28 protein-coding genes are annotated in these 17,577 nt (G+C 60.8%); 11 read left to right on the top strand and 17 right to left on the bottom strand.

Going from position 1 to position 17,577, the window contains the following annotated elements; all coding sequences use genetic code 11:
• Window positions 1-3: 3 nt before the first annotated feature.
• The 14 genes from ACIGGE_RS11985 to ACIGGE_RS11920 all read right to left on the bottom strand — a co-directional run bounded on the left by ACIGGE_RS11985 (window position 4) and on the right by ACIGGE_RS11920 (window position 9,521).
• Window positions 4-1,260 carry a phage major capsid protein gene (locus ACIGGE_RS11985; protein ID WP_397490508.1) on the bottom strand — a complete coding sequence of 419 codons (1,257 nt, stop codon included), beginning with the start codon at window positions 1,258-1,260 and terminating at the stop codon, window positions 4-6.
• Between the two features lie 80 nt (window positions 1,261-1,340).
• Entirely contained in the window at window positions 1,341-1,991 is a 651-nt protein-coding gene (locus ACIGGE_RS11980; RefSeq protein WP_397490507.1) for an HK97 family phage prohead protease, read from the bottom strand.
• The gene (locus tag ACIGGE_RS11975) at window positions 1,963-3,243 is read right to left on the bottom strand and encodes a phage portal protein (protein WP_397490506.1); all 1,281 of its coding nucleotides are present in this window, start codon (window positions 3,241-3,243) and stop codon (window positions 1,963-1,965) included. Before ACIGGE_RS11975 ends, ACIGGE_RS11980 begins: the two co-directional genes overlap by 29 nt.
• Window positions 3,243-5,018 carry a terminase large subunit gene (locus ACIGGE_RS11970; protein WP_397490505.1) on the bottom strand — a complete coding sequence of 592 codons (1,776 nt, stop codon included), beginning with the start codon at window positions 5,016-5,018 and terminating at the stop codon, window positions 3,243-3,245. Before ACIGGE_RS11970 ends, ACIGGE_RS11975 begins: the two co-directional genes overlap by 1 nt.
• Window positions 5,005-5,196: a hypothetical protein gene (locus ACIGGE_RS11965; RefSeq protein WP_397490504.1), complete on the bottom strand. Its 192-nt coding sequence runs from the start codon at window positions 5,194-5,196 to the stop codon at window positions 5,005-5,007. Before ACIGGE_RS11965 ends, ACIGGE_RS11970 begins: the two co-directional genes overlap by 14 nt.
• Before the next feature lie 9 nt (window positions 5,197-5,205).
• Window positions 5,206-5,700, bottom strand: coding sequence for a P27 family phage terminase small subunit (locus ACIGGE_RS11960; RefSeq protein WP_397490503.1), 495 nt, complete (start codon window positions 5,698-5,700; stop codon window positions 5,206-5,208).
• A gap of 114 nt (window positions 5,701-5,814) precedes the next feature.
• On the bottom strand, window positions 5,815-6,180 hold the full coding sequence (locus ACIGGE_RS11955) for an HNH endonuclease signature motif containing protein (RefSeq protein ID WP_397490502.1): 366 nt from the start codon (window positions 6,178-6,180) through the stop codon (window positions 5,815-5,817).
• Window positions 6,110-6,406: a hypothetical protein gene (locus tag ACIGGE_RS11950; RefSeq protein ID WP_397490501.1), complete on the bottom strand. Its 297-nt coding sequence runs from the start codon at window positions 6,404-6,406 to the stop codon at window positions 6,110-6,112. Before ACIGGE_RS11950 ends, ACIGGE_RS11955 begins: the two co-directional genes overlap by 71 nt.
• On the bottom strand, window positions 6,403-6,915 hold the full coding sequence (locus ACIGGE_RS11945; protein WP_397490500.1) for a host-nuclease inhibitor Gam family protein: 513 nt from the start codon (window positions 6,913-6,915) through the stop codon (window positions 6,403-6,405). The genes ACIGGE_RS11950 and ACIGGE_RS11945 overlap by 4 nt, the downstream gene beginning before the upstream one ends.
• A 1-nt stretch (window position 6,916) precedes the next feature.
• Window positions 6,917-7,285: a hypothetical protein gene (locus tag ACIGGE_RS11940; protein WP_397490499.1), complete on the bottom strand. Its 369-nt coding sequence runs from the start codon at window positions 7,283-7,285 to the stop codon at window positions 6,917-6,919.
• Window positions 7,282-7,446 carry a hypothetical protein gene (locus tag ACIGGE_RS11935; RefSeq protein WP_397490498.1) on the bottom strand — a complete coding sequence of 55 codons (165 nt, stop codon included), beginning with the start codon at window positions 7,444-7,446 and terminating at the stop codon, window positions 7,282-7,284. Before ACIGGE_RS11935 ends, ACIGGE_RS11940 begins: the two co-directional genes overlap by 4 nt.
• Before the next feature lie 492 nt (window positions 7,447-7,938).
• Window positions 7,939-8,589 (bottom strand): hypothetical protein, encoded by a 651-nt coding sequence (locus ACIGGE_RS11930; protein WP_397490497.1) that lies wholly within the window; start codon window positions 8,587-8,589, stop codon window positions 7,939-7,941.
• A 36-nt stretch (window positions 8,590-8,625) separates the two neighbouring features.
• Entirely contained in the window at window positions 8,626-8,982 is a 357-nt protein-coding gene (locus ACIGGE_RS11925; RefSeq protein WP_397490496.1) for a LexA family protein, read from the bottom strand.
• 209 nt (window positions 8,983-9,191) lie between these two features.
• Complete coding sequence (locus ACIGGE_RS11920) at window positions 9,192-9,521, bottom strand: HIRAN domain-containing protein (RefSeq protein ID WP_397490763.1); 330 nt, start codon at window positions 9,519-9,521, stop codon at window positions 9,192-9,194.
• Window positions 9,522-9,621: 100 nt separating this feature from the next.
• Here ACIGGE_RS11920 and ACIGGE_RS11915 point away from each other — a divergent pair, with 100 nt between their 5' ends.
• On the top strand, window positions 9,622-10,245 hold the full coding sequence (locus ACIGGE_RS11915) for a hypothetical protein (RefSeq protein WP_397490495.1): 624 nt from the start codon (window positions 9,622-9,624) through the stop codon (window positions 10,243-10,245).
• Window positions 10,246-10,468: 223 nt separating this feature from the next.
• Here the strand turns inward: ACIGGE_RS11915 and ACIGGE_RS11910 are convergent, their stop codons facing one another.
• Genes ACIGGE_RS11910 through ACIGGE_RS11900 form a run of 3 tightly spaced genes read right to left on the bottom strand, consistent with a single transcriptional unit; the run spans window position 10,469 to window position 11,863 of the window.
• Complete coding sequence (locus ACIGGE_RS11910; protein WP_397490494.1) at window positions 10,469-10,708, bottom strand: hypothetical protein; 240 nt, start codon at window positions 10,706-10,708, stop codon at window positions 10,469-10,471.
• Window positions 10,708-11,466, bottom strand: coding sequence for a hypothetical protein (locus ACIGGE_RS11905; protein WP_397490493.1), 759 nt, complete (start codon window positions 11,464-11,466; stop codon window positions 10,708-10,710). The genes ACIGGE_RS11910 and ACIGGE_RS11905 overlap by 1 nt, the downstream gene beginning before the upstream one ends.
• Before the next feature lie 19 nt (window positions 11,467-11,485).
• Window positions 11,486-11,863: a helix-turn-helix domain-containing protein gene (locus tag ACIGGE_RS11900; protein ID WP_397490492.1), complete on the bottom strand. Its 378-nt coding sequence runs from the start codon at window positions 11,861-11,863 to the stop codon at window positions 11,486-11,488.
• Window positions 11,864-11,912: 49 nt separating this feature from the next.
• On the opposite strand from ACIGGE_RS11900, the gene ACIGGE_RS11895 reads away from it, so the two are divergent.
• The 10 genes from ACIGGE_RS11895 (at window position 11,913) to ACIGGE_RS11850 (ending at window position 17,267) form a co-directional block, all read left to right on the top strand.
• Entirely contained in the window at window positions 11,913-12,254 is a 342-nt protein-coding gene (locus ACIGGE_RS11895) for a transcriptional regulator (RefSeq protein ID WP_397490491.1), read from the top strand.
• Window positions 12,251-12,469: a hypothetical protein gene (locus ACIGGE_RS11890; RefSeq protein WP_397490490.1), complete on the top strand. Its 219-nt coding sequence runs from the start codon at window positions 12,251-12,253 to the stop codon at window positions 12,467-12,469. Before ACIGGE_RS11895 ends, ACIGGE_RS11890 begins: the two co-directional genes overlap by 4 nt.
• On the top strand, window positions 12,466-12,987 hold the full coding sequence (locus ACIGGE_RS11885; protein ID WP_397490489.1) for a hypothetical protein: 522 nt from the start codon (window positions 12,466-12,468) through the stop codon (window positions 12,985-12,987). The genes ACIGGE_RS11890 and ACIGGE_RS11885 overlap by 4 nt, the downstream gene beginning before the upstream one ends.
• A gap of 167 nt (window positions 12,988-13,154) precedes the next feature.
• Window positions 13,155-13,319, top strand: a complete 165-nt coding sequence (locus ACIGGE_RS11880; protein ID WP_397490488.1) for a hypothetical protein — start codon at window positions 13,155-13,157, stop codon at window positions 13,317-13,319.
• A complete protein-coding gene (locus ACIGGE_RS11875) occupies window positions 13,319-13,645 on the top strand; it encodes a hypothetical protein (RefSeq protein ID WP_397490487.1) in 327 nt (108 codons plus the stop codon). Before ACIGGE_RS11880 ends, ACIGGE_RS11875 begins: the two co-directional genes overlap by 1 nt.
• On the top strand, window positions 13,638-13,874 hold the full coding sequence (locus tag ACIGGE_RS11870; protein ID WP_397490486.1) for a DUF2312 domain-containing protein: 237 nt from the start codon (window positions 13,638-13,640) through the stop codon (window positions 13,872-13,874). Before ACIGGE_RS11875 ends, ACIGGE_RS11870 begins: the two co-directional genes overlap by 8 nt.
• Before the next feature lie 244 nt (window positions 13,875-14,118).
• Window positions 14,119-14,256 (top strand): hypothetical protein, encoded by a 138-nt coding sequence (locus tag ACIGGE_RS11865; protein WP_397490485.1) that lies wholly within the window; start codon window positions 14,119-14,121, stop codon window positions 14,254-14,256.
• On the top strand, window positions 14,256-14,486 hold the full coding sequence (locus tag ACIGGE_RS11860) for a hypothetical protein (RefSeq protein WP_397490484.1): 231 nt from the start codon (window positions 14,256-14,258) through the stop codon (window positions 14,484-14,486). Before ACIGGE_RS11865 ends, ACIGGE_RS11860 begins: the two co-directional genes overlap by 1 nt.
• 2 nt (window positions 14,487-14,488) lie before the next feature.
• A complete protein-coding gene (locus ACIGGE_RS11855; protein WP_397490483.1) occupies window positions 14,489-16,474 on the top strand; it encodes a ParB/RepB/Spo0J family partition protein in 1,986 nt (661 codons plus the stop codon).
• Window positions 16,475-17,081: 607 nt separating this feature from the next.
• Complete coding sequence (locus tag ACIGGE_RS11850) at window positions 17,082-17,267, top strand: helix-turn-helix transcriptional regulator (protein ID WP_397490482.1); 186 nt, start codon at window positions 17,082-17,084, stop codon at window positions 17,265-17,267.
• Window positions 17,268-17,577 lie beyond the last annotated feature (310 nt).

The following is a 17,577-nucleotide window of genomic DNA, read 5'->3' as shown; positions in this document are numbered from 1 at the left end:
GGATTAGGCAGCCAGACGGAGATGCTTGACCGCGGCGGTATCGACCAGTTCGCCGTCGAAGCGGTGCACGCCCAGGATGCCGAGATTCGGCGCAAAGCGTTCGCGCGCGACGATCGTCCGGACGGAGCCGACTTTTCGCACGAAGTACTTGCTGTGATCGCCGAAGATCACCGCACGATTGCCCGCGCCGATGGCCGGCACGTCGTCGTTGATCGAATACGGCTTGCCCAGGAGGGTGTCGGGAGCTTCGGTGCGGACGTCGCCCATCTGCCAGAGATAGTTGCCGTCGCCGTCTTTCAGCTTGCGGAAAGCTGCCAGCGTGCTGTCGGCAAACTGCCAGCGACATTTCGGGCTGCGACGATATGCGGCGTTGACTGAGTGCTGGAAGGTGATCAGCTCGTCCGAAGCGATTGCGCCGGTGGCCGCAGCGGTAACGCCGAGGCTCGAAGCGGTCACGATACCGTTGGGCGCGTCGTTACCGCTGCCCACGGTCAGCAGGCGGTTGCCATTGCGGCCGAGACGTTCGCCAAGAAGTGAACCGAGCAACTGCTCCATTGCGAAGATCGAGTCTTCGTCGAGTTCGAACGACCACTTCACCCATTCAGTATCATACGCGAAGGCGTTGAGCACCTTCTCGGCAAAGGAGACGTCCTTGCCGCCGTCGTCCGTACCTTCGCTGCCTTCGGCATGCGGCTCCGGCTTCGACCCCGTGTCATCGATCGTGGGGATGGTCATCGCATTGCCGCTGGGGGTAGTGAAGTTGCGTGCGACGTCCTCGTCGAACATCGGGCCCCAGTCTGCCATCGCACGAACGATTTCGTTCATGAGCGTGGTCGGGACAGTGAAACCACCGTCTGCCGGCGTACCCACCGTCTGGACGCGCTGTTCCATCTCGCGGAGGACCGAGCGGTCTTCGGCCGACAGTTCTGCGCCGGTGACAAAGCGGGCAAATGCCGAGCGGTATTCGGAGTTGCGCTGTTCAGGAGTCGGCGCCTCGCCCCCGTCGATGCCGGAGGCACCGCCGTCGCTGTTCGGGCGCTGACGCGAACGACGCTCTTCTTCGGTGCGTTCGGATTTCGCCATGCGTTCTTCTCGGGCGATCTTCTTGTCGAGATCGTCGACCTTCGCCATCACCGTGTCGTGGCGCTGTTCGGCTTCGGTGATCTTGGTTTCGTCGGTCTCGCCTTCGATGCCATCGAGGATCTGGCGAGCTTCGGCGACCAGCTCGCCGCGCTGCTCGTAATACTGGGTCAGGATCATCTGATTTTCCTAGGTACGAAAAAGCCCGCCAGTGGCGGGCGATAGGACGATAAGCGCGGTTGCCTTCGTCGCCTCCGGTTTCACCGGGATTTGTGTTTCCGCTCAGCCTGCGCCTGGCGCATCGCGATACGAGCGAGAGCGGCGGATTTGTTGTGGTTGCGCTGCTCGCGTCGCGCATGCTCCAGACTGCGCATGCCGACTTCGGTGTCAGGATAGGCGGGGAAAGCGGTGTAAGTGATTTCGTAGAGCTCGGCCTCGATGACGGTCCGCTTCGGAATGTCGCCGCTCTCGTCCCACTCTTCCTTGATCGCCCGGAAGCGGAAGCTCATTCCCTCGATGTCGCCCCGCCCGATCGACGTGGCGAGATCGCGACCGTCCTGTGTATCCGGCAGATCGTTTTCGAAACCGAGGCCTTTCGTATCGTCGCTGAAGCGGAGCGTATCACGGCTCTTTCGGCCCATCGGCCTGCCATCGTCGTGGCTATGCAGGGCGACGACATCGCGCTCTTGCAACGACTTCGTGAAAGCACCGACAGCGAACCGTTCGGTAAAGTAGCCACCGATGCTGGTGTCGTTGTCATAGAGGCAGGCATAACCCTTGGTAGTTTGCCCCGTCTCCCCATCGCCCTCTGCCCGTAGCTCAAGACCCTTCGTGCTGAAGGAACGAAGCTCGCGTCCATCGGTGTTCGGGCGCTTGGCGCCGCTATTTGTCTTCGGTGCCGGCGTCGTCATCCGCGCCATCCTCCTCGTTCGTCGGGTTTGTGGTGGGGGCCGGCACTTTGCCGGCGTCCTCCAGCGGCACCGTTGCCTGCTGGATATAAAGACGATTGCCGCCCTCAGCCGCGCCGCGCCCTTCCAGCGCTCGGGCTTCGTCAGGCATCATCTGCCCAGTCATGATCGCCCGGGCGAGTGCTTCGATGCGATCCTTGAATGCCCCGCGCTGCAACCCGTCGACATTGTGCTTCACACGCTTTACTGGATTGCGCCAACCGTGAAGCTTCAGCGTGAGCTCGAGCTCCAGCGACGTGCACCAGTGAAGCACTAGATGCTTGACCAGTTGGAGATCCTGTTGCTCAGTATTGCTGAAGGTGCCCTTCGAAAGGTCACCGACAAAGGCGGGCGGGATCTGCCATATGCGCGCGATCTCCTGAATTTGGAATAATCGGGCATCCGTCATCTGGCCCTTGTCGGGGTCGGTGCCGATCGGCTTGAGTTCATGGCCCGGGGGCAAACCGAAGAACGGCCGTCCTTCGCGCCGGGCGAGTTCGACGGCCTTCATGATCTGCGTCTGCGCTCGTTGGAACGCATCGCGACCTTCTGGCAGAGGGCCCTGCAGGGCCAGCGGCGGGACACCGCCACCTGCGAAGAAACCTCCCGCGAAATCACCCATAGCGATCGCTAGGCTGATCGCTTTGTTGCACTTTGCGATCGGACTGTAGCTCGCAAGCCCGTTACGCTTGAGCAGGAACGGCGTGTCGATGACGTCTCGTGCAGAATATTCGCGGCCGTCGAACTTGTAGATCTTGCGGCCATTGTGGCGAACGATCTCGGTCTTGCCCGGATCCATCTTCCAGATGCCGACAGCCCGCGTGCCCGCGCGCTCGATCCAGCTTAATCCCCGTCCACCCGTGAAGACTTGGTGCCAATGGTATCGACGCCACTCGAACGTGCTCTCTTCCTCGTTCGGTGCAAAAGACAGCAATTGCGAAACGCTGTCGTTCACCTTTTCGCCATTCTCGCCCGCCTCAAAGGTGTGGAGGGGGAGCGAGGCCAGCATTCGCGGGAGGAAGTTCGTAATGGCGAACACGGTCGGCACCTGCAAAGCGGCCTCTATCGAGACGGCAGGAAGGGCGCCATTGCGATCGAGCACGCCAAGCATGCCCAGCATCGCCTCGGTGTCGCTAATCGGTATGCTCGGGTTTTCGATCGAGCGTTGCTCTGCCGACATACCCATCGCGCTCATCGCGCGGTTCCAGAAACCCATTAAGCTGCGTCGCGCTCGTCGGTGCCAGCGAGGCTGAATTCGGGATCATCCCAAGGTGAGAATTCTTCCACCTCATCCTCCTCTTTCATCGCGACGCCGACGGCCATCATCAGCGCTACAGGATTATCGATCTTCGCTTCATCACGCGGCTTGCGCGGGAAGACATTGTCCTTCGCATCGATCTGAGCGACGACATTGTTGACCTGCCATTCCATAACCGGGCAGCCGGCATGCGCGATCGTGCCGGCACGCATCAGGGCATCCAGCTCCTTCATCGGGCCGGACAGGTTCTGCACCGTCATTCGGTATTCGAGCATCGGAAGGCCCTCGGCGAACATACGCTGCGCGAGCTGTTCGGCCTGCCACGGATCAAAGGCGCAAGCTTCGACATCAAAGAGCCGCGCAGCTTCACGTAGCGCTTCCTCGATCTCTTCGAAGTCGGTCACCGCTCCCTCGGTGACGTCAAGCAGACCCTGTGCATCCCAGCCTTGATAGGCCGAAACCTTCTCCACCTGGTCGCCTGGCAAAAAGTACCTTCCGATCCGGATGTATGGATCGTCGGCCGTAGCCTTCCCGCCGATCGGCGGAAACAGGTACTCCAGCGCCGCGATGTCGATCCGCGACGCGAGGTCGAGAGACAAAATGCATCGGCGGCCGGCCAATTCCTCCAGCTTCAGTGCTTCGGACGGTCTGACCGGGACTTGCTCGCTCGCGCATCGCCTCCATGCCTCGATGTCGAAGAAGGCGGACTTCGCAGCGACCCATAGATTGAGGTGCTTTGTCTTGAAAATTGCCGCTTTGCGCGGGGTGCTGATGGCGTCCCGCAAACGAGACAGAAGGAACTCGGCCGAAACCGAGACACCCATATTCGGATTGGCCTTGCGAAGCGAAGCTTCGCTCTTCCAGTCGTCATCCTCGTCGATTGTGTATTCGACGAAGAATGTTTCATCTTCGAGCGGCGGGCCCCCATTGTGCCCGATTCCTGCGATCCGCTCGCGCTGTTCCTGGACGGCGGCGTAGCATGGGCCCGCTAGGTTATCGCCTGCCGTCGTAATGATCAGCTGCAAAGGTTGATCGCGGGCACCCATGCCCGTGATCATCGTATCGACTTGCCGATCGTCAGGGTGTTCATGGTACTCGTCGTGGATCGAGCAGCTAGGGCTCTGTCCGTCGCCCGGATTTCCAATGACAGTCTCGAACTTCGATCCATCCGCATAGCGGACCATGCTGTTGGCCAGCACGGTTACGCCGGCATGCCGTTTCAGCGAGGGCGACCGCGACATCATAACGCGCGCCGGCGTAAAGACTTCCTTTGCCTGCTTTTCGTTGGTCGCGCCCGAATAAACTTCCGCGCCATGCTCGCCGTCGGCACAGAACATGTAGTTGCCGACGCCCGCAGCGATCGCCGATTTACCGTTCTTGCGCGGTACGACCACGAAGAGGACGCGAAAGCGCCTGAGGCCCTTCTGCTCGCCTGACCTGTGGATCCACCCGAACGTGCAAACGAGGATCCAGATCTGCCACGGCTCAAGTATGAGCAGTCGCTTTTCTCGCGCCCACTTGCCCTTGGTGTGTGGCAGGAATTCGATGAACTGACAGACCCTTGCGGCCTTCTTCGCATCCAGTTTGTAAGGGAAGTCCTTTCGCTGCTGCAGCTTCAGTTCCGAGAGGAACCGCTCACACTGCAACCTTACCGACTTACAGGCGGGTATCGTTCCTTTCGCTACGTCCCGGGCATAACCCCTGGCGATCGCGACAAAGTCACGTGTCGCCATTGTCGTTAGCTACGACCTCGACATCCACCGAAACCGCATTGCGTGCGATCCACCGGGTGGCGTGGTCGGTGTTTCGTATCATTCCGATATGGTGAAGGAATGCTACGCCGTAGAGAGCTGGCCGCAACCACCAGCACGTACTGAAGGTCGCAGCGAGTTGACATCGGACCTTCGTCACCGGCGCCTCCTAACTCTTGAAGAAGTCGGCCAAGCCTCCATCGTCAGGCTTCTCGCCTTCCGACAGCCGCATCGCAGCGGATGGGTTGAGCATGAGTTCGCCAAGCAGCGACTGCGCGTGGCGCATTGCATCGCTCAGCATCTGCACCGCGGGATGCTTCCGGATCATCAAAGCCCCGGTCGACGTCGTCGTTTCGAACGTATCGCCGTCGCAATCGAGGCGCGCTTTGTATCGCTCGATCTGCGCAAGTCTGACTGCGAGCAATGCAACATGCTCCGAGTAATGCGGACTGGCTCTGCCTTGCTCCTCGAGCACCCTAGCAAGCGAGGCGAAATACAGCTGCTCCAGATCTGTGAGGTGAAGCGGGCAGATCAGGATGCCAGCTACGGCCGGCGCATCACCTCCGCCGTCGCGATCCTTCCTCGAAGTACCTTCGAGCTTCTTCAGATCTAGTGATTTGCGTTTGCGGCCGCTGTTCGGCCTCGATCCCCCGCTCGCCACCATCGACCTCCCGGCCGACTGGCCAACTTTTTATGTTTTGAAATCGACCGCGTAAAAATTTGCGTGGGGCGTCGGTGTCCGGAGGCGAGGTAGGGAGAGATTGACCCTCCCCCTCCCTCACGTCGTCGATCCGAGCCATTCGGCCTTCAGTCGGGCCAGCTGCGCCGCGATATCGATCGGCTCGCCTTCGGCCCGCTCGCGCTTCGACTTCTCTTCATGGCACGCCCTGCAGAGCGCCTGCTTGTTCCACCGCTCGTCACAGCGTGACCACTCCAGCGGCAGTATGTGATCGACGACAGTCGCCTGGACGTGCCGGCCGACCGCTAAGCAATGCCTGCAGAAAGGCTCCTCGAGCAGTACTTGCGCGCGATCGCGCTGGCCTGCTCGTCCCCGCTTGCGCGGATCGCTCCAGCTAGCGGGCCGGGCCCACGCGGTGCGAGGCTTCCATCCTGACGGTCGGAAGACCGGCGGTCGCTTCGGCATCGTCCAGCTCCACGCCTAACTGCTTCAGCTGCTGCGCGTTGTTCTCGATGTCCACGCGCAGCGCGGCACCCATAGTCCGGCTGACCGAGGCTTGCCCGGGCCCACCGATGGTCTGGCCACCGAGCGATACGACAACATTGCCGCGCTTCAGATCTTCGAGGCGTTCGATCAGCCAGGCACGACGGATAGCAAGCTCGGTTACTACAGGCAGATCGGCAAGCCTCACGTCCTGGTACCTTCCTGCTCTGCACGCTCGAGCACGAAGTCCTCGCTGCCGGCCACGGTATGGAAACCCAACGCCTTCAGCTTGGGCCCGTTGCTGCCGGTCAATGCCTTGGTGATTGCGCGCTTGTCGAAGGTGACGGTCACCTTCAGCAGATCTTTGCCCCAGCGCGTCTTGCGCAGGGCAGCCTTCGCAGGCTCGCCATCCTTTGGCACCGCGAGCGAGGGTTGGCCGGAGCGGGTGCCGATAACAGCGCCTCCGAGCTCGATCGACTTGCGCCTGCCTTCGGTGAGCTGCTCGGCCGAGGCGCGCCACCATGGCTCCAGCTTCTCGCGAAGCTGCTCGCTTTCGGCGACCAGCGGCTCAAGCGCCGCATCGGCAGTCTTGTTCGCCGCTGCGATCGCGGCGTTACGATCGTTCTCGATCGCGGCGATCTCGCCTTGGATCACGGCGAAGCGCTCGCACAATGGCTGCGCACCTTTGACCGAACGAGGTGTGCGGATCCCGCCCATCTCAATCTTCCTCGAGGAGCAACAGCTCGACCGTCGCACGTAACCGCGCCGCGGGGAGCAGGCGATGTTCGACATCGACTACAGAGGCATCGGCAACCAGTTGGTCAGGAATGGAAAATTCATGTTCCGGAAGCGCTTCGAGCATACGCTCCGCCGCCTCTACCGCTGCTTCCCCTTCGAACGTAAGCATCAACGAATGACGTGCACCGCTGAAGGTTATGCTCGCCCATGCACGTTCGACATGGGACAGAACGCTGCCATGACCCTCGGCCAAAGCGAGCACCTGGTCGCGCAGCTTCTCCGCTGTCCGAAACGTGCCGCGCGTAGATGAGGCGGCATTGCTGCCAAGAATATCCAGAACCGCGCTCAAATCTTTTCGCCCTTCGGTAGCCCGAACACGCTGCCGCGCCGTTCAATGCATTCGCGGCCTTCGCGCAGTTCGCGAGCTGCTTGGGCAAGGAAGCGACGGGTAACCACTGCGCTCTCGCCTGGCAGGCTGGCCGCCCGCTCGAGCTGGTCGAGATCAATCATCGTGATCCTCTCCGGAAAGCATCGCGCAGGCCCCTGCCGATCGCGTCGGCACGTTCCTCGAGGTCGTCGAAGTGGCGCTGGTTGCGGATACCGAGGCTGAGCTCGGCCATTAGGCTATCCAGCGCGCCACTCTGCTCTACGCAGAGCGATTCGACGCTTGGCCGCTTAGATGTCGACACCGGAATCGTGGACCATGACGGTAAGCTCCATGCAAAAAGCCCGGTCCGCATAGGCGGGCCGGGCTTCTGAGGGTGCGTCCGGGGGGTTAAGACGCAATTGTCGCGGGGTCGGATTTGGCGGTTATGATGACCAACCGGCAGGGTGGAATGCGGGCGAAGGGCAATTTTTCCGGGTTCATGCGCGAAATGGGCCGAATTCCCTGTCGGAAACCCGGCCCACGTCGCACCTCGGGGCGAACCACCGAAAGGCGCGGCTACTACTCACGAGACGCGATCAGTGAATGCGCCCGCCACAAAGGCGGGTCAACGGCGGTTAAAGCAGCCCGGCGTGCATCGCCAACAGGTCGGCCTCTTCGATATCTCGTACTGCTTCAGCAATGATGTCGCTCCACTCATCCAAAGCGGTTGAAAGCTGCTTTCGGGCCGAAGCCGTTCGCATGCCCCAATGCTTTGCGGCCTGCGTGACCGGCAGCTCATCGATGATCATCGCGATTGCTGGTGCGCCGGCATGCGCGCTGCGCTTCAGCCAGTCACACCATCGGCGATAGGCAACCTCGGCTCGGACGGCGCCCAGTGCTTCAAAGAATGCGCCGGTACCGCTCCTGCTCTGGTCGACCCGCGTTTCCAAACTGAAGCTGCCATAACCTACGTCGCGGCCAATTCGCTCTGCGACACCCCGGATTTGCTGAGCGCTGGCCAGCTGCTCAATTGTCAGCTGACCAGCCTCGTACATACGTGCGAGGCTTCCTTGCCGCACCTTGGCTGCCTTGGCCTTCGTTTCCGGTGTGCCGGTGTCGCGGAGCAGATCGCGGCCGCGGTGGTCACGCTGCCTCTGGCGCTGCTCCTTGCGGAAGCCGCGCTCTTCGCGGGCACGCACCGGGTGCCGAGCGCAATAGCCGTCGTGGATCTTCTGGTGCCGCTTGGCACGTTCCTCGAGTAATTGACGCTTCGCCTTCGATCCCATTCCAAACTCCGTTCTGCGACAACGGAAGCCCCGGGATCAGGGATAATCGAGCTCCGCTGTTGGCAGCAGGGTGGATTGCGGGCTGCCTGGCATGGATACCGTGCCGAGATCCTCGTCTACTCGATAACCAAGGTCACGAAGCAGCCGGATGGCTTCCTCGCGCATCGATGGCAGCGATATTCCTCGAGCACCGGCGCGGCGATGGATCAATCGGTCCTGTTCGAGACTACGCAAAGCGTCTCGAACCCGGCTCCGGGTAGTGTCGAGCCCGTTGCGGATCTCGCCTTGGCTCGGCGATACGCTGTATTTTTCGATGTAGTCACGAATGAACTTGAGCACGAGAAGGCGAAAGCTTCCCATCTCAGCACTCAATCTCAGCGGCATGTCGGTCATCGCGATCCCCGGCCCCCCGCGGAATGTTCAGAACATACCGGGAATCACCTTTATCGCAACTGAAGCATTTACGTATCGATCAGCGCGCGACCAAGGCGGAGACACCCTCCGCCCCGGTGGGGCAAAGCCGCGCATATCCTGCCGCACAGTGGGCCTTTTTTGACCGATACCCCCGAATGCACGGTTCGGTACCCCCGGCAGCTTCCCGTCTAGTCTGGATCAAATGCGCGCTCCTTGATCGGCGTACCGCCCAGCTGCACCTCCAGCGTGACACCAGTCAGGTTCTTCGGGCCTCGGGTCAGGCGGCTTACGCGGGCGCTGCATCCCTTCCCCTCGTCCAGCAAGACTTCGGTCAGCCAGCAGTCCCGCGGGATATACCCGATCGTATCGCCGTGGCAGCTGACTGCTATAGCGCGCTCGTCATAGGGATTGTCGGCCTCGTGGAAGAGCACGACAGCTTCGCCCTCGCCGATTGCCGCGATCGCGTCCTGGTAATTGCGTTCGCCATTAACGGCGACAGAGTATTTTCGGGTGGCCATCACGTACGCATAGCCCTTGGCATTTAAAACCGCACTCTCACTTTCGATAGTGGACCGGCACAATCCGCGCGCCTACCCTATGTGTACAGGAGGAGCTTTCATGCTCGATGCGTCCAGTCTTTCCGATATTGCTGCCCTACCGTGGCAACTGCAGCTGGTGTTAGCGTCAGGTTATTGCGCGTACCTGGTCGCCTTTGTTGGTCTGAAACACACACATAAAGCAGCTGACACGATTTTTGGAACTCTTGCATTCGGTTTGGTTGCGTTAGCTTTACTCGGCCTGATCCCAGCCACCGTGCACTGGTTGTTGACTGGAGCAATTGCGTTTGGAGCGTCCGTAATCGCCGCGGTGCTTTGGCGCTGGATGATCCGTCAGCGTTTACGGGACCTGTTTCGCAACTCGGGTTATTCAACGGCTGACAATACGCCCAGCGCATGGGACCGTCTGCTAGAGGGAGGATACAAGGGCGCCACCCAGCTCACCGTGGAACTTGAAGATGGCCGGTACTTGTACTGCAGCGATGCGGAGCGAGCTGGCAAACATCCTTTCGGACCGTTTATCCTCGGGACTAGTGGGGACGTCCTGTTGTACGTCGACAGCTCGAAAAATGCCGACGGCAAAGAATTAGACCACACTGCCGCGGCATTCGCGGGCGAATGGGGAAATCTGCTCACTTACGTGCCTTCGAGCAGCATTCGAAAACTTTCTATCCGAATAATCTAGCCGCCATCTTGGTTCGGCTTGGGTGTGGATGTCGGTGTGGGTGCTGGTCGCGGTTGCGTATTGGCGCCATCACCATCGCGAGGTGACCGAGCGGGCATTGGTCGATCGGATCGCCGTTCGTGGTCTCGATCAGCCGTTATTGGCATCGCTCGTGGTTGAGCGCTGAAGCATTCGCCTAAGTCGCTCCGTACGCCAAAACTGATCTTCGTATCATCGGTCATCATTATTCCCCCTTCTGTTCAAACTCAGCAAAGATTGGCGCAGGATCGATGCCCCTCTGCCGGCACATCTTCTCGATCTTGGCGATCTGCCGATCCCATTCGGCTACAATTTTGCTTGTCTCGGCGTTCTCGTGACGGTGTCGTAAGGAATCGCGCAGCATCTGCGGCAGATGGGCGTCCAGGGTCTTGGCTCCCTCGACGGGATCCCATCGCTCCTCGCCCTTCATTGGGATGCCGGTCACTAGAGTTCTGCTTCCGTGGTTTCGCCTTCGGTCGTATTCTCAGCAGGCTCACCCACTTCCGATGTTGGCTCGCTTTCATCGCTGGCGACCGGGCCAATGCCTCGCTGTGCTTTGTATTGAGCTACCGCCATCAACAGCCCGGAGATTTCTGCGGCAAGCAATCCTTCATCGACATTCTTGCCACTCTGGCCCTTGAAGCGAAATCGCCAAGCTGCAGGAGGAGACTGATCCGCACGATATCTCTTGGCGACCTCCCACAGAAGGTCCTCGGGCGCGTCAAACGCTACAACCTCTGTGAAGGTGCAACCGGTATAACGAGACGCCGTGCAATCCACGTCGCTGGCGATGCGATCCAAGTTGGAATTCTGAAGGCCAGACGGACTGTCATAGTTTACCTGATTGAGCCGCGGCCACGTTTCCGATGTCCCTCTAAAAGTGAAATAGACCTGATAATCGGTGTGTCCCGTCTTCTTATCGACGAACGCCCGCAGGAAAATGTCACTCCAAACAATGCCTAAGAGGCCGTGCTTCTCCTGATACGACTGGAGCGTATGGAGCTTCGCGGTCATCTCCATATCGTCATCTTCTAGAGTAACCTTCGCCTGATGGTCTTCAGGCGTCATGGCAAGCACAGCACGAACCTGCTTCGGCAATTTTTTCTGCTTGGCGCTGGCCGCATCTGGCGCGGTTAGCGCCAACACAGGCGCGAAAGCGAAAGACAATCCCACCACACGCGTTACCAGATTTTTTAAACTCATTCTGCCCCCCCTTCAGGCGTTATCCAGTCGCCCTGCATGTGTGCTGCTTATCATGCACCGCAGACGACGATGCGCTGCCGGCGATCGTCTTGGCCAGCTGCGCCAGCGCCTTGCGGTCGGCAGGCGCCGCTGCGCGCAGCCAGTCGAGCCAATCACGCTCCTCGGCCGTAAGCTTTTGTGGCTCCCACTCTCCCGCCGGATCGTCCGTCTCGCCCGTGAGATAGGCAGGCGTAGTTTCCAGCTCACGCGCGATCAAATGAAGGTTACGAGACCCCGATTTGTTTTCGTGAATGAGCTTGAAGATCGTAGGCTGTTTCACACCGACACGACGTGCCAGCTCGGCCTGCGTGAAGCCAAGAGCGGTCATTCGCTTCAGAACTCGGCTGCCATCGATCATCGCACGATACTATAACCGTAGCTATTAGGGTGCATTGAACTTTAGGGTATTGACTCGGCAATACCTGCGGCTATTAATCGCGGTTATGACATCCGAGTCACCTGTTGCTGCGCTCAAAGCAGCCATTGCCAAGATCGGCTCGCAAGGTGCGCTCGCGCGCTTCCTCGGCATCAGCCAGCCATCTGTTTGGAAGTGGGTGTCGAAGGGAAAGGTGCTCCCGGCACAGCATGTGCTGAAAGTCGAAGCTGAAACCGGCATCTCTCGTCACGACCTTCGCCCCGATTTGTATCCGCGCGAGGATGGGCCCGCGCAGCCGCCGGTGGGCAACCCTTCCCCCGCCCCCGGCGGTTCTTCCTCCTCGAACTCTGCCATCGAGGGGCTTCAGGCATGATCGGTTCCATCATCGTCTGCGATCATAACGAAGGCGTGAAGCTGCGTATCTTGCCGACCCACATGGTTTTGCAATCGGTCGCGATCGCACGCCTAACAATCCCTTCGGACGGCGCCCGGCCGGCGGGCGCGCCTGCCGCACGGCGTGGCCGCGCCGCCGCGGGCGAAGCCGGGCAGACCGGCACCGGCCAGCCCTCCAGCAAGGTGCGCTCATGACGAAACACCGCGCCCCGCTCACATTCGACGCTGCCCTCGCGCGTGTCGCCGGCCAGGTGCCGGGTGGCTTTGCTGCCCTCGCAAAAAGCGCACCGCGCTCCTACGCTGAGCGCACGGTTCGTAACTGGGGCGATCCCGACACCCCGGAAGCAATTCCGATCGATGTGGCCCTTCACTTCGACATGATGTTTGCGGAAGCCGGCGGCGACGGCTCGCCCTTCCTCGAATCCTTCGTGCATCAGCGCGAACAGGCCGAACTCGCCTATCATTCCGCACGCATCCAGCTTGGCAAGCACGCGGCCGAGGTAATCCGCGAATGCGGAGAGGCCGGTAGCGCACTGGTCACTGCGTCGCAGCCCGGGGCGTCACCGAATGATCGCGCTCGCGCACTCAAGGAGTGCACCGAGGCTTTCGAGATCCTTCGCCAGACCCTCCCCTTGCTGACCGACGATGCGTTCGCCGGTGAGCCTTTGATGGAGGCCGTCCGCTGCCTCGCGGCCGAGGCACAGCCTCCCTGAGGCAACCAGTTCCCACCGCTCTGTCCCAAGTGGCGCGGTGGGTTTGCACGGGGCGGCGGATTGCACAGGCCCGCCGTCCTAACGACCCGAAGACTAGGAGCGCAGCCGGGATCAATGCGACCCGTTTCCGGCAGCGCTCCCCTTTTACCAATTTTCAGGAGCGCTCCGTGTCCCAAGCCCTCGCCAGATCGACCCGAGCGCGCGCCGCGCAGCTTGTCGAAGAGCGCGCGATCCTCCGCGATCGCGATGGCGAGGAAGCCATGGCTCAGGAACTCTTCGACCTCGCGGAAAGCATCCGCGCCCTGCCCCTCGATCCGGAAGGAAAGAACTGATGGCCCAAATCCACATCTCGAAAAGTCGCGATGTACGCATGCCCCGCGCGGAAATAGCTGCTGAAATGCGCCGGAACGGCATTCCAGACCAGATTGCTACCGAGGTCGCGGATATTGCTTCTCATGCCGCATGTAAGGCTTTGGATACGATCGTAGCCACTTGCGAAATGTCCTCGACACCAGCCGGACGGATGAACGCGCTCAGCATTGCAGTCGCGCTCGCCAAGAAAGAATTAGATATTCTGGAAGAGGCGATGAAGTTCGCCACCAAAGCCTGTGGCCTCCAGACAGTCGACGCGGTGGTGGGAGGTCAGGCCCATGGCTGAAGCCACCGACGATCGTCTGCGCCTGCTGATCGAACGCATCGAGCGTCTCGAGGAAGAAAAGAAAGGCCTCGGCGACGATATTCGCAACGTCTACGCCGAGGCGAAGGCTGTTGGCTACGACACCAAGATCATGCGGCAGATCGTCAGACTGCGCAAAATGAAGCCGGACGAACGTTCCGAGCAGGACACGATCCTCGACACTTACCGCGCCGCCTTGGGCATGGCCTGATGGCTTGCCATCACCTCACCCTTCCCGGTGGCGATAGGGCCATCATCTGCGATCGTACTAAGCCAAAGCGTAGCGTTTGCGGTCAACCTGCCACGCGACTGTGCGATTGGAAGGTGACGAACAAGCGCTCGGGCACTTGCGACAGGCCTCTGTGCGCCAACTGTTCGACGGAGCCTGCGAAGCACAAAGATCTCTGCCGCGACCATGCGCCACCCTTCGAGCGCTGGAAGGCAGCGCGCGTCTGATGCGATTCCTACGCTTCCTCCCATTCTTCCGCCCGGCCGGGCGCCGGACAGGCATCTTGCCGATGGATCGGAACGAGGAGCGCTACCTCGAACGCCGTCGCAGCGAACGCATCCACCCGAAAAAGGAGCGTGACTGATGACTGTCGCCCCCCACGATTCCCGTGATCCCGCCTGCGGTTGCTCGACCTGTATCGAGAACCGCTGGCGCGAAGAGCAGGAGGAACTGCACGCGCAGCGGCTCTTGGAAGAGAACCAAGCGCGCAATCGCGAGCGTCAGCTTCGGCTGCCCATGTCGCCCATGCCGCATTGCGCGGGCCAACCGACAAACATCGATCGCGCCTTTCGTCCTTTCCAGCTGGAGTTTTGATCATGTCCACCCCGGAACAGATGACCTTTACCTTCGACGAACTGGCGGTGAGCCCGCTCAATGTCCGATTCAATGAAGAGGATTGCCAGGCGGTCGAAGCGCTTTCGGCGTCGATCGTAGAGCAGGGCCTCATCCAGTCGCTGTCGCTGCATCCTGTTCCGGAAGGAGCGGAGTGGGCAGAGCCAAGTGAGCGGGAACGTGCGCTCGGCCAAACCATGCCGGCGAAATATGGCATCTACGCCGGCGGCCGGCGTTACCGCGCAATCCGTCTCGCGATCGAGCGGGAGCAGCTGCCGCGCGACTTCCCGATTGCCGCCCGGGTACGCAATCTCTCGCGCGGAGAGATCATTCTCGCCTCCCTGGACGAGAACCTGCAGCGCCGCGATCTGCGCGCCTACGAGATCCACCGCGCAATCGCCGCTGCACATGCCGAAGGGCTAGAGGTCGAACAGATCGCCGCGCAGACGGGTCAGCGTCCCGCATGGATTGCTCAGCAGCTGCGTTTGGGCGAACTTCATCCCGAAGTGTTCGCTGCCTACATCGAAGAGACGATCTCGGTCGACCAGGCGAAGGCTTATGCGGCCACCGACGATCACGATCTCCAGCTCGAAGCCTTCAGGCACTTCCGGCCGCTGGCAAGTTGCGAAGAAAGTCCCCGGGCCATCCGCGCCTACATGAAAGTGGGCGACGCCGAATTGAAGCGGCTCCTCCTTTTTGTCGGCGAAGCTATCTATCGCGGCCATGGCGGAACGTTCGAACTGGATCTCTTCGCCGATGGACCTGACAGCGATCGCGGCCGCGTGGTCGATCAGACACTTCTGCGAGAGCTCTATAACGAGAAGCGCTCGGGCGTCATTCAACGCATCCGCTCCGCGGTTGGCGAAAGCGAACTCCGCTTTCAACCGAGCCCCCCGCAATTCGGCGGTCGCGACGATACCGCGCTCGAGCTCGAGGTGCGCGGACAGGATTGGGAAGCCTTTCGCATCCCGCGCAAGGCATCGCGCGATGATATTGTTGCCACCCTTGATATCGATCGAGAGGGCCGATGGAAGCCGCGCTTCTGGTGGGCAAACCGGAAGGCTAAGGGCGAGAATCGGCTAACCGATAGCTGCAGTTCCGTTCCGAGCGGTGGTGGCGCAATCCAGATGAAAGATTCGGCGCTTGCCCAGCAGGCACGCGCAACCGTGCGGGACGAATATGGCTTTACCGCGGATGGGCTGCAGGTGGTCCGCTCGACGCGCCGCATGCTCCTGCGTTCCGTACTCATGACCGATGCAGCGGCAGGCGGAACGCTCGGTCGTGACTATCTCGTTTGGTCGCAGCTGCGCCAGGAACTGCAGACGACCGCTCTGGCCGAAGTCGGCGCGCGCGGCATGAAAAGCGAATGGGAGGTGCGCGAAGATGAGCCGCGCGAAGTCACCCGGAATTATCTCGAGGAGCAGGAAGGGGAACGGCAGTGGAAGGCACTGATCGCCGCCTGCAGCGGCCTACCAGCATTCAAGCTGGAAGACGCTGCCGATGCGTTCACAGCTTTCGTTGACCAGCTCGAAAGCGAGAAGCGGCAATGCGCAGCACTGCTCGCCGGACTTTCGCTCCTTCGCTCGGCCGCGACGCCCGGATTCGAGATCGCGGTTCATGATCGTCTGGCGGAGATGGCTGGCGCAGACGACGCGCAGCTTCGCAGGTTCTGGAAGCCGACGCCGACATTCATGGGGCTGCTGCCGAAACTGAAACGTCTTGAACTGGCGCAGCCGTATGCCGACCGGACAGCCTTCAAGTCCTGGCACAAGCGCGACGACAAGACGATCGCCTCTTTGGCCTCCACCGCTCTGGAAGAGCAGCCCGACTGGATCCACCCACTACTGACCTTCGGCGTTGATCCAGCCGATTATGGCGAAAAGGAAGATGAGCAGCGCCGCACCGATCCAGGGCCGGACGACGAAGACGTCCCGGCCGAAGCGATGCAGATCGCAAAGGTGTCGGCATGAGCAATGCGAAGGCTGTAGCCAATACTCTGATGGGAGACCCATCATCGGACGGGATCATTTATCGCGCCGTTCGACGAGCCGCTACGGAATGCATCTCGTGCCCGACCAATCGAGATTTAGCCGACATAGCAGGTCTGAATTCGGTCAGCCAACCGCCCAACATTCTAAAGCGCTTGGAAAAGCGTGGCGCGCTCAAGGTCGAGACCTCGAACCGGGAGCGGCGCATCACAATCATCGCTACCGGGGCACAAACGACCGTTTCCAATCAGTTCGTGGCCCTAGATCCAGCGCGTTATGCGGAGCGGGGTCGGAAGATAAGCGACGCGCTACTTCGCCGGGCGATGGCCGAGAACGATCGATGCGAAAGCACAACTGATCTGCCAGGCAAATCTCAGCGAACTGAAATAGACGATTGTCGCAAGCGCGCCGCACTATGCACTGCGCTTAAGCCGCTACCGATCGCGCGACCGACGCCAGTCCTAACTGTTGCCCCGCCAACCTCCGCCGATCACCGCCCGCCTGCACCAAGCCGCGAGCCCTGCCCCCGTTGCGCTACCCGAGGCGACCTTGGCTGCAAACACTACGCCCCGTGCGAGAAGGAGTATGCATGAGCGACGCCCTGCTACGCCGGAAGGCTGTCGAAACAGAAACCGGCCTTAGCCGATCCAGCATATACCGGATGATGGACGAAGGTGAGTTTCCGCGCCCGATTCGCATAGGCAAGCGCGCGGTCGCTTGGCGCGCCTCCAGCATCGAACGGTGGAAAAGCGAACGGCCACTAACCGTCGAATAGCATCAAAATCAGGCCTCCACGGGGACCACCGTGGGGGCCTTTACCTTATCCCCTACCCCTAAAAATCGCAGAAAACAGTGAGGGAAGCCATGGAACGACTATTCAACTCGGGGAGCCATTCACTTCTTAGGAAGTGAGAGCATCAGCCTTTCAAATCGCGAAACTTATGCTCTGTCCGGCCGGATAGAGGCTTGAAGGCGCGCGATTGTTGAATTCAGGCGAGCGGTTAGACTGCGCCTGGTCCGGCCTATGTCCGATCTAGCGAACCGCGACCGATGCTTTTGCCATGCCCGCCTCTTACGAAGTGCGC

This window comes from Qipengyuania sp. NPDC077410, assembly GCF_044543405.1.
Taxonomy (GTDB): domain Bacteria; phylum Pseudomonadota; class Alphaproteobacteria; order Sphingomonadales; family Sphingomonadaceae; genus Qipengyuania; species Qipengyuania pacifica.
The sequence above is the reverse complement of the archived record's forward strand: the minus strand, read 5'-3'. Positions and strand labels throughout refer to the sequence as shown.

Bases quoted from the DNA above. Each gene is read 5' to 3' on its own strand.
- ACIGGE_RS11890 (WP_397490490.1), top strand. From the start codon at position 12,251: ATGATCGGTTCCATCATCGTCTGCGATCATAACGAAGGCGTGAAGCTG.
- ACIGGE_RS11985 (WP_397490508.1), bottom strand. From the start codon at position 1,260: ATGATCCTGACCCAGTATTACGAGCAGCGCGGCGAGCTGGTCGCCGAA.
- ACIGGE_RS11980 (WP_397490507.1), bottom strand. From the start codon at position 1,991: ATGACGACGCCGGCACCGAAGACAAATAGCGGCGCCAAGCGCCCGAAC.
- ACIGGE_RS11930 (WP_397490497.1), bottom strand. From the start codon at position 8,589: ATGGGATCGAAGGCGAAGCGTCAATTACTCGAGGAACGTGCCAAGCGG.
- ACIGGE_RS11875 (WP_397490487.1), top strand. From the start codon at position 13,319: ATGGCCCAAATCCACATCTCGAAAAGTCGCGATGTACGCATGCCCCGC.
- ACIGGE_RS11945 (WP_397490500.1), bottom strand. From the start codon at position 6,915: ATGGGCGGGATCCGCACACCTCGTTCGGTCAAAGGTGCGCAGCCATTG.
- ACIGGE_RS11860 (WP_397490484.1), top strand. From the start codon at position 14,256: ATGACTGTCGCCCCCCACGATTCCCGTGATCCCGCCTGCGGTTGCTCG.
- ACIGGE_RS11925 (WP_397490496.1), bottom strand. From the start codon at position 8,982: ATGACCGACATGCCGCTGAGATTGAGTGCTGAGATGGGAAGCTTTCGC.
- ACIGGE_RS11870 (WP_397490486.1), top strand. From the start codon at position 13,638: ATGGCTGAAGCCACCGACGATCGTCTGCGCCTGCTGATCGAACGCATC.
- ACIGGE_RS11850 (WP_397490482.1), top strand. From the start codon at position 17,082: ATGAGCGACGCCCTGCTACGCCGGAAGGCTGTCGAAACAGAAACCGGC.
- ACIGGE_RS11885 (WP_397490489.1), top strand. From the start codon at position 12,466: ATGACGAAACACCGCGCCCCGCTCACATTCGACGCTGCCCTCGCGCGT.
- ACIGGE_RS11920 (WP_397490763.1), bottom strand. From the start codon at position 9,521: ATGGCCACCCGAAAATACTCTGTCGCCGTTAATGGCGAACGCAATTAC.
- ACIGGE_RS11915 (WP_397490495.1), top strand. From the start codon at position 9,622: ATGCTCGATGCGTCCAGTCTTTCCGATATTGCTGCCCTACCGTGGCAA.
- ACIGGE_RS11865 (WP_397490485.1), top strand. From the start codon at position 14,119: ATGCGATTCCTACGCTTCCTCCCATTCTTCCGCCCGGCCGGGCGCCGG.
- ACIGGE_RS11900 (WP_397490492.1), bottom strand. From the start codon at position 11,863: ATGATCGATGGCAGCCGAGTTCTGAAGCGAATGACCGCTCTTGGCTTC.
- ACIGGE_RS11935 (WP_397490498.1), bottom strand. From the start codon at position 7,446: ATGATTGATCTCGACCAGCTCGAGCGGGCGGCCAGCCTGCCAGGCGAG.
- ACIGGE_RS11960 (WP_397490503.1), bottom strand. From the start codon at position 5,700: ATGGTGGCGAGCGGGGGATCGAGGCCGAACAGCGGCCGCAAACGCAAA.
- ACIGGE_RS11970 (WP_397490505.1), bottom strand. From the start codon at position 5,018: ATGGCGACACGTGACTTTGTCGCGATCGCCAGGGGTTATGCCCGGGAC.
- ACIGGE_RS11955 (WP_397490502.1), bottom strand. From the start codon at position 6,180: ATGCCGAAGCGACCGCCGGTCTTCCGACCGTCAGGATGGAAGCCTCGC.
- ACIGGE_RS11905 (WP_397490493.1), bottom strand. From the start codon at position 11,466: ATGAGTTTAAAAAATCTGGTAACGCGTGTGGTGGGATTGTCTTTCGCT.
- ACIGGE_RS11975 (WP_397490506.1), bottom strand. From the start codon at position 3,243: ATGGGTTTCTGGAACCGCGCGATGAGCGCGATGGGTATGTCGGCAGAG.
- ACIGGE_RS11855 (WP_397490483.1), top strand. From the start codon at position 14,489: ATGTCCACCCCGGAACAGATGACCTTTACCTTCGACGAACTGGCGGTG.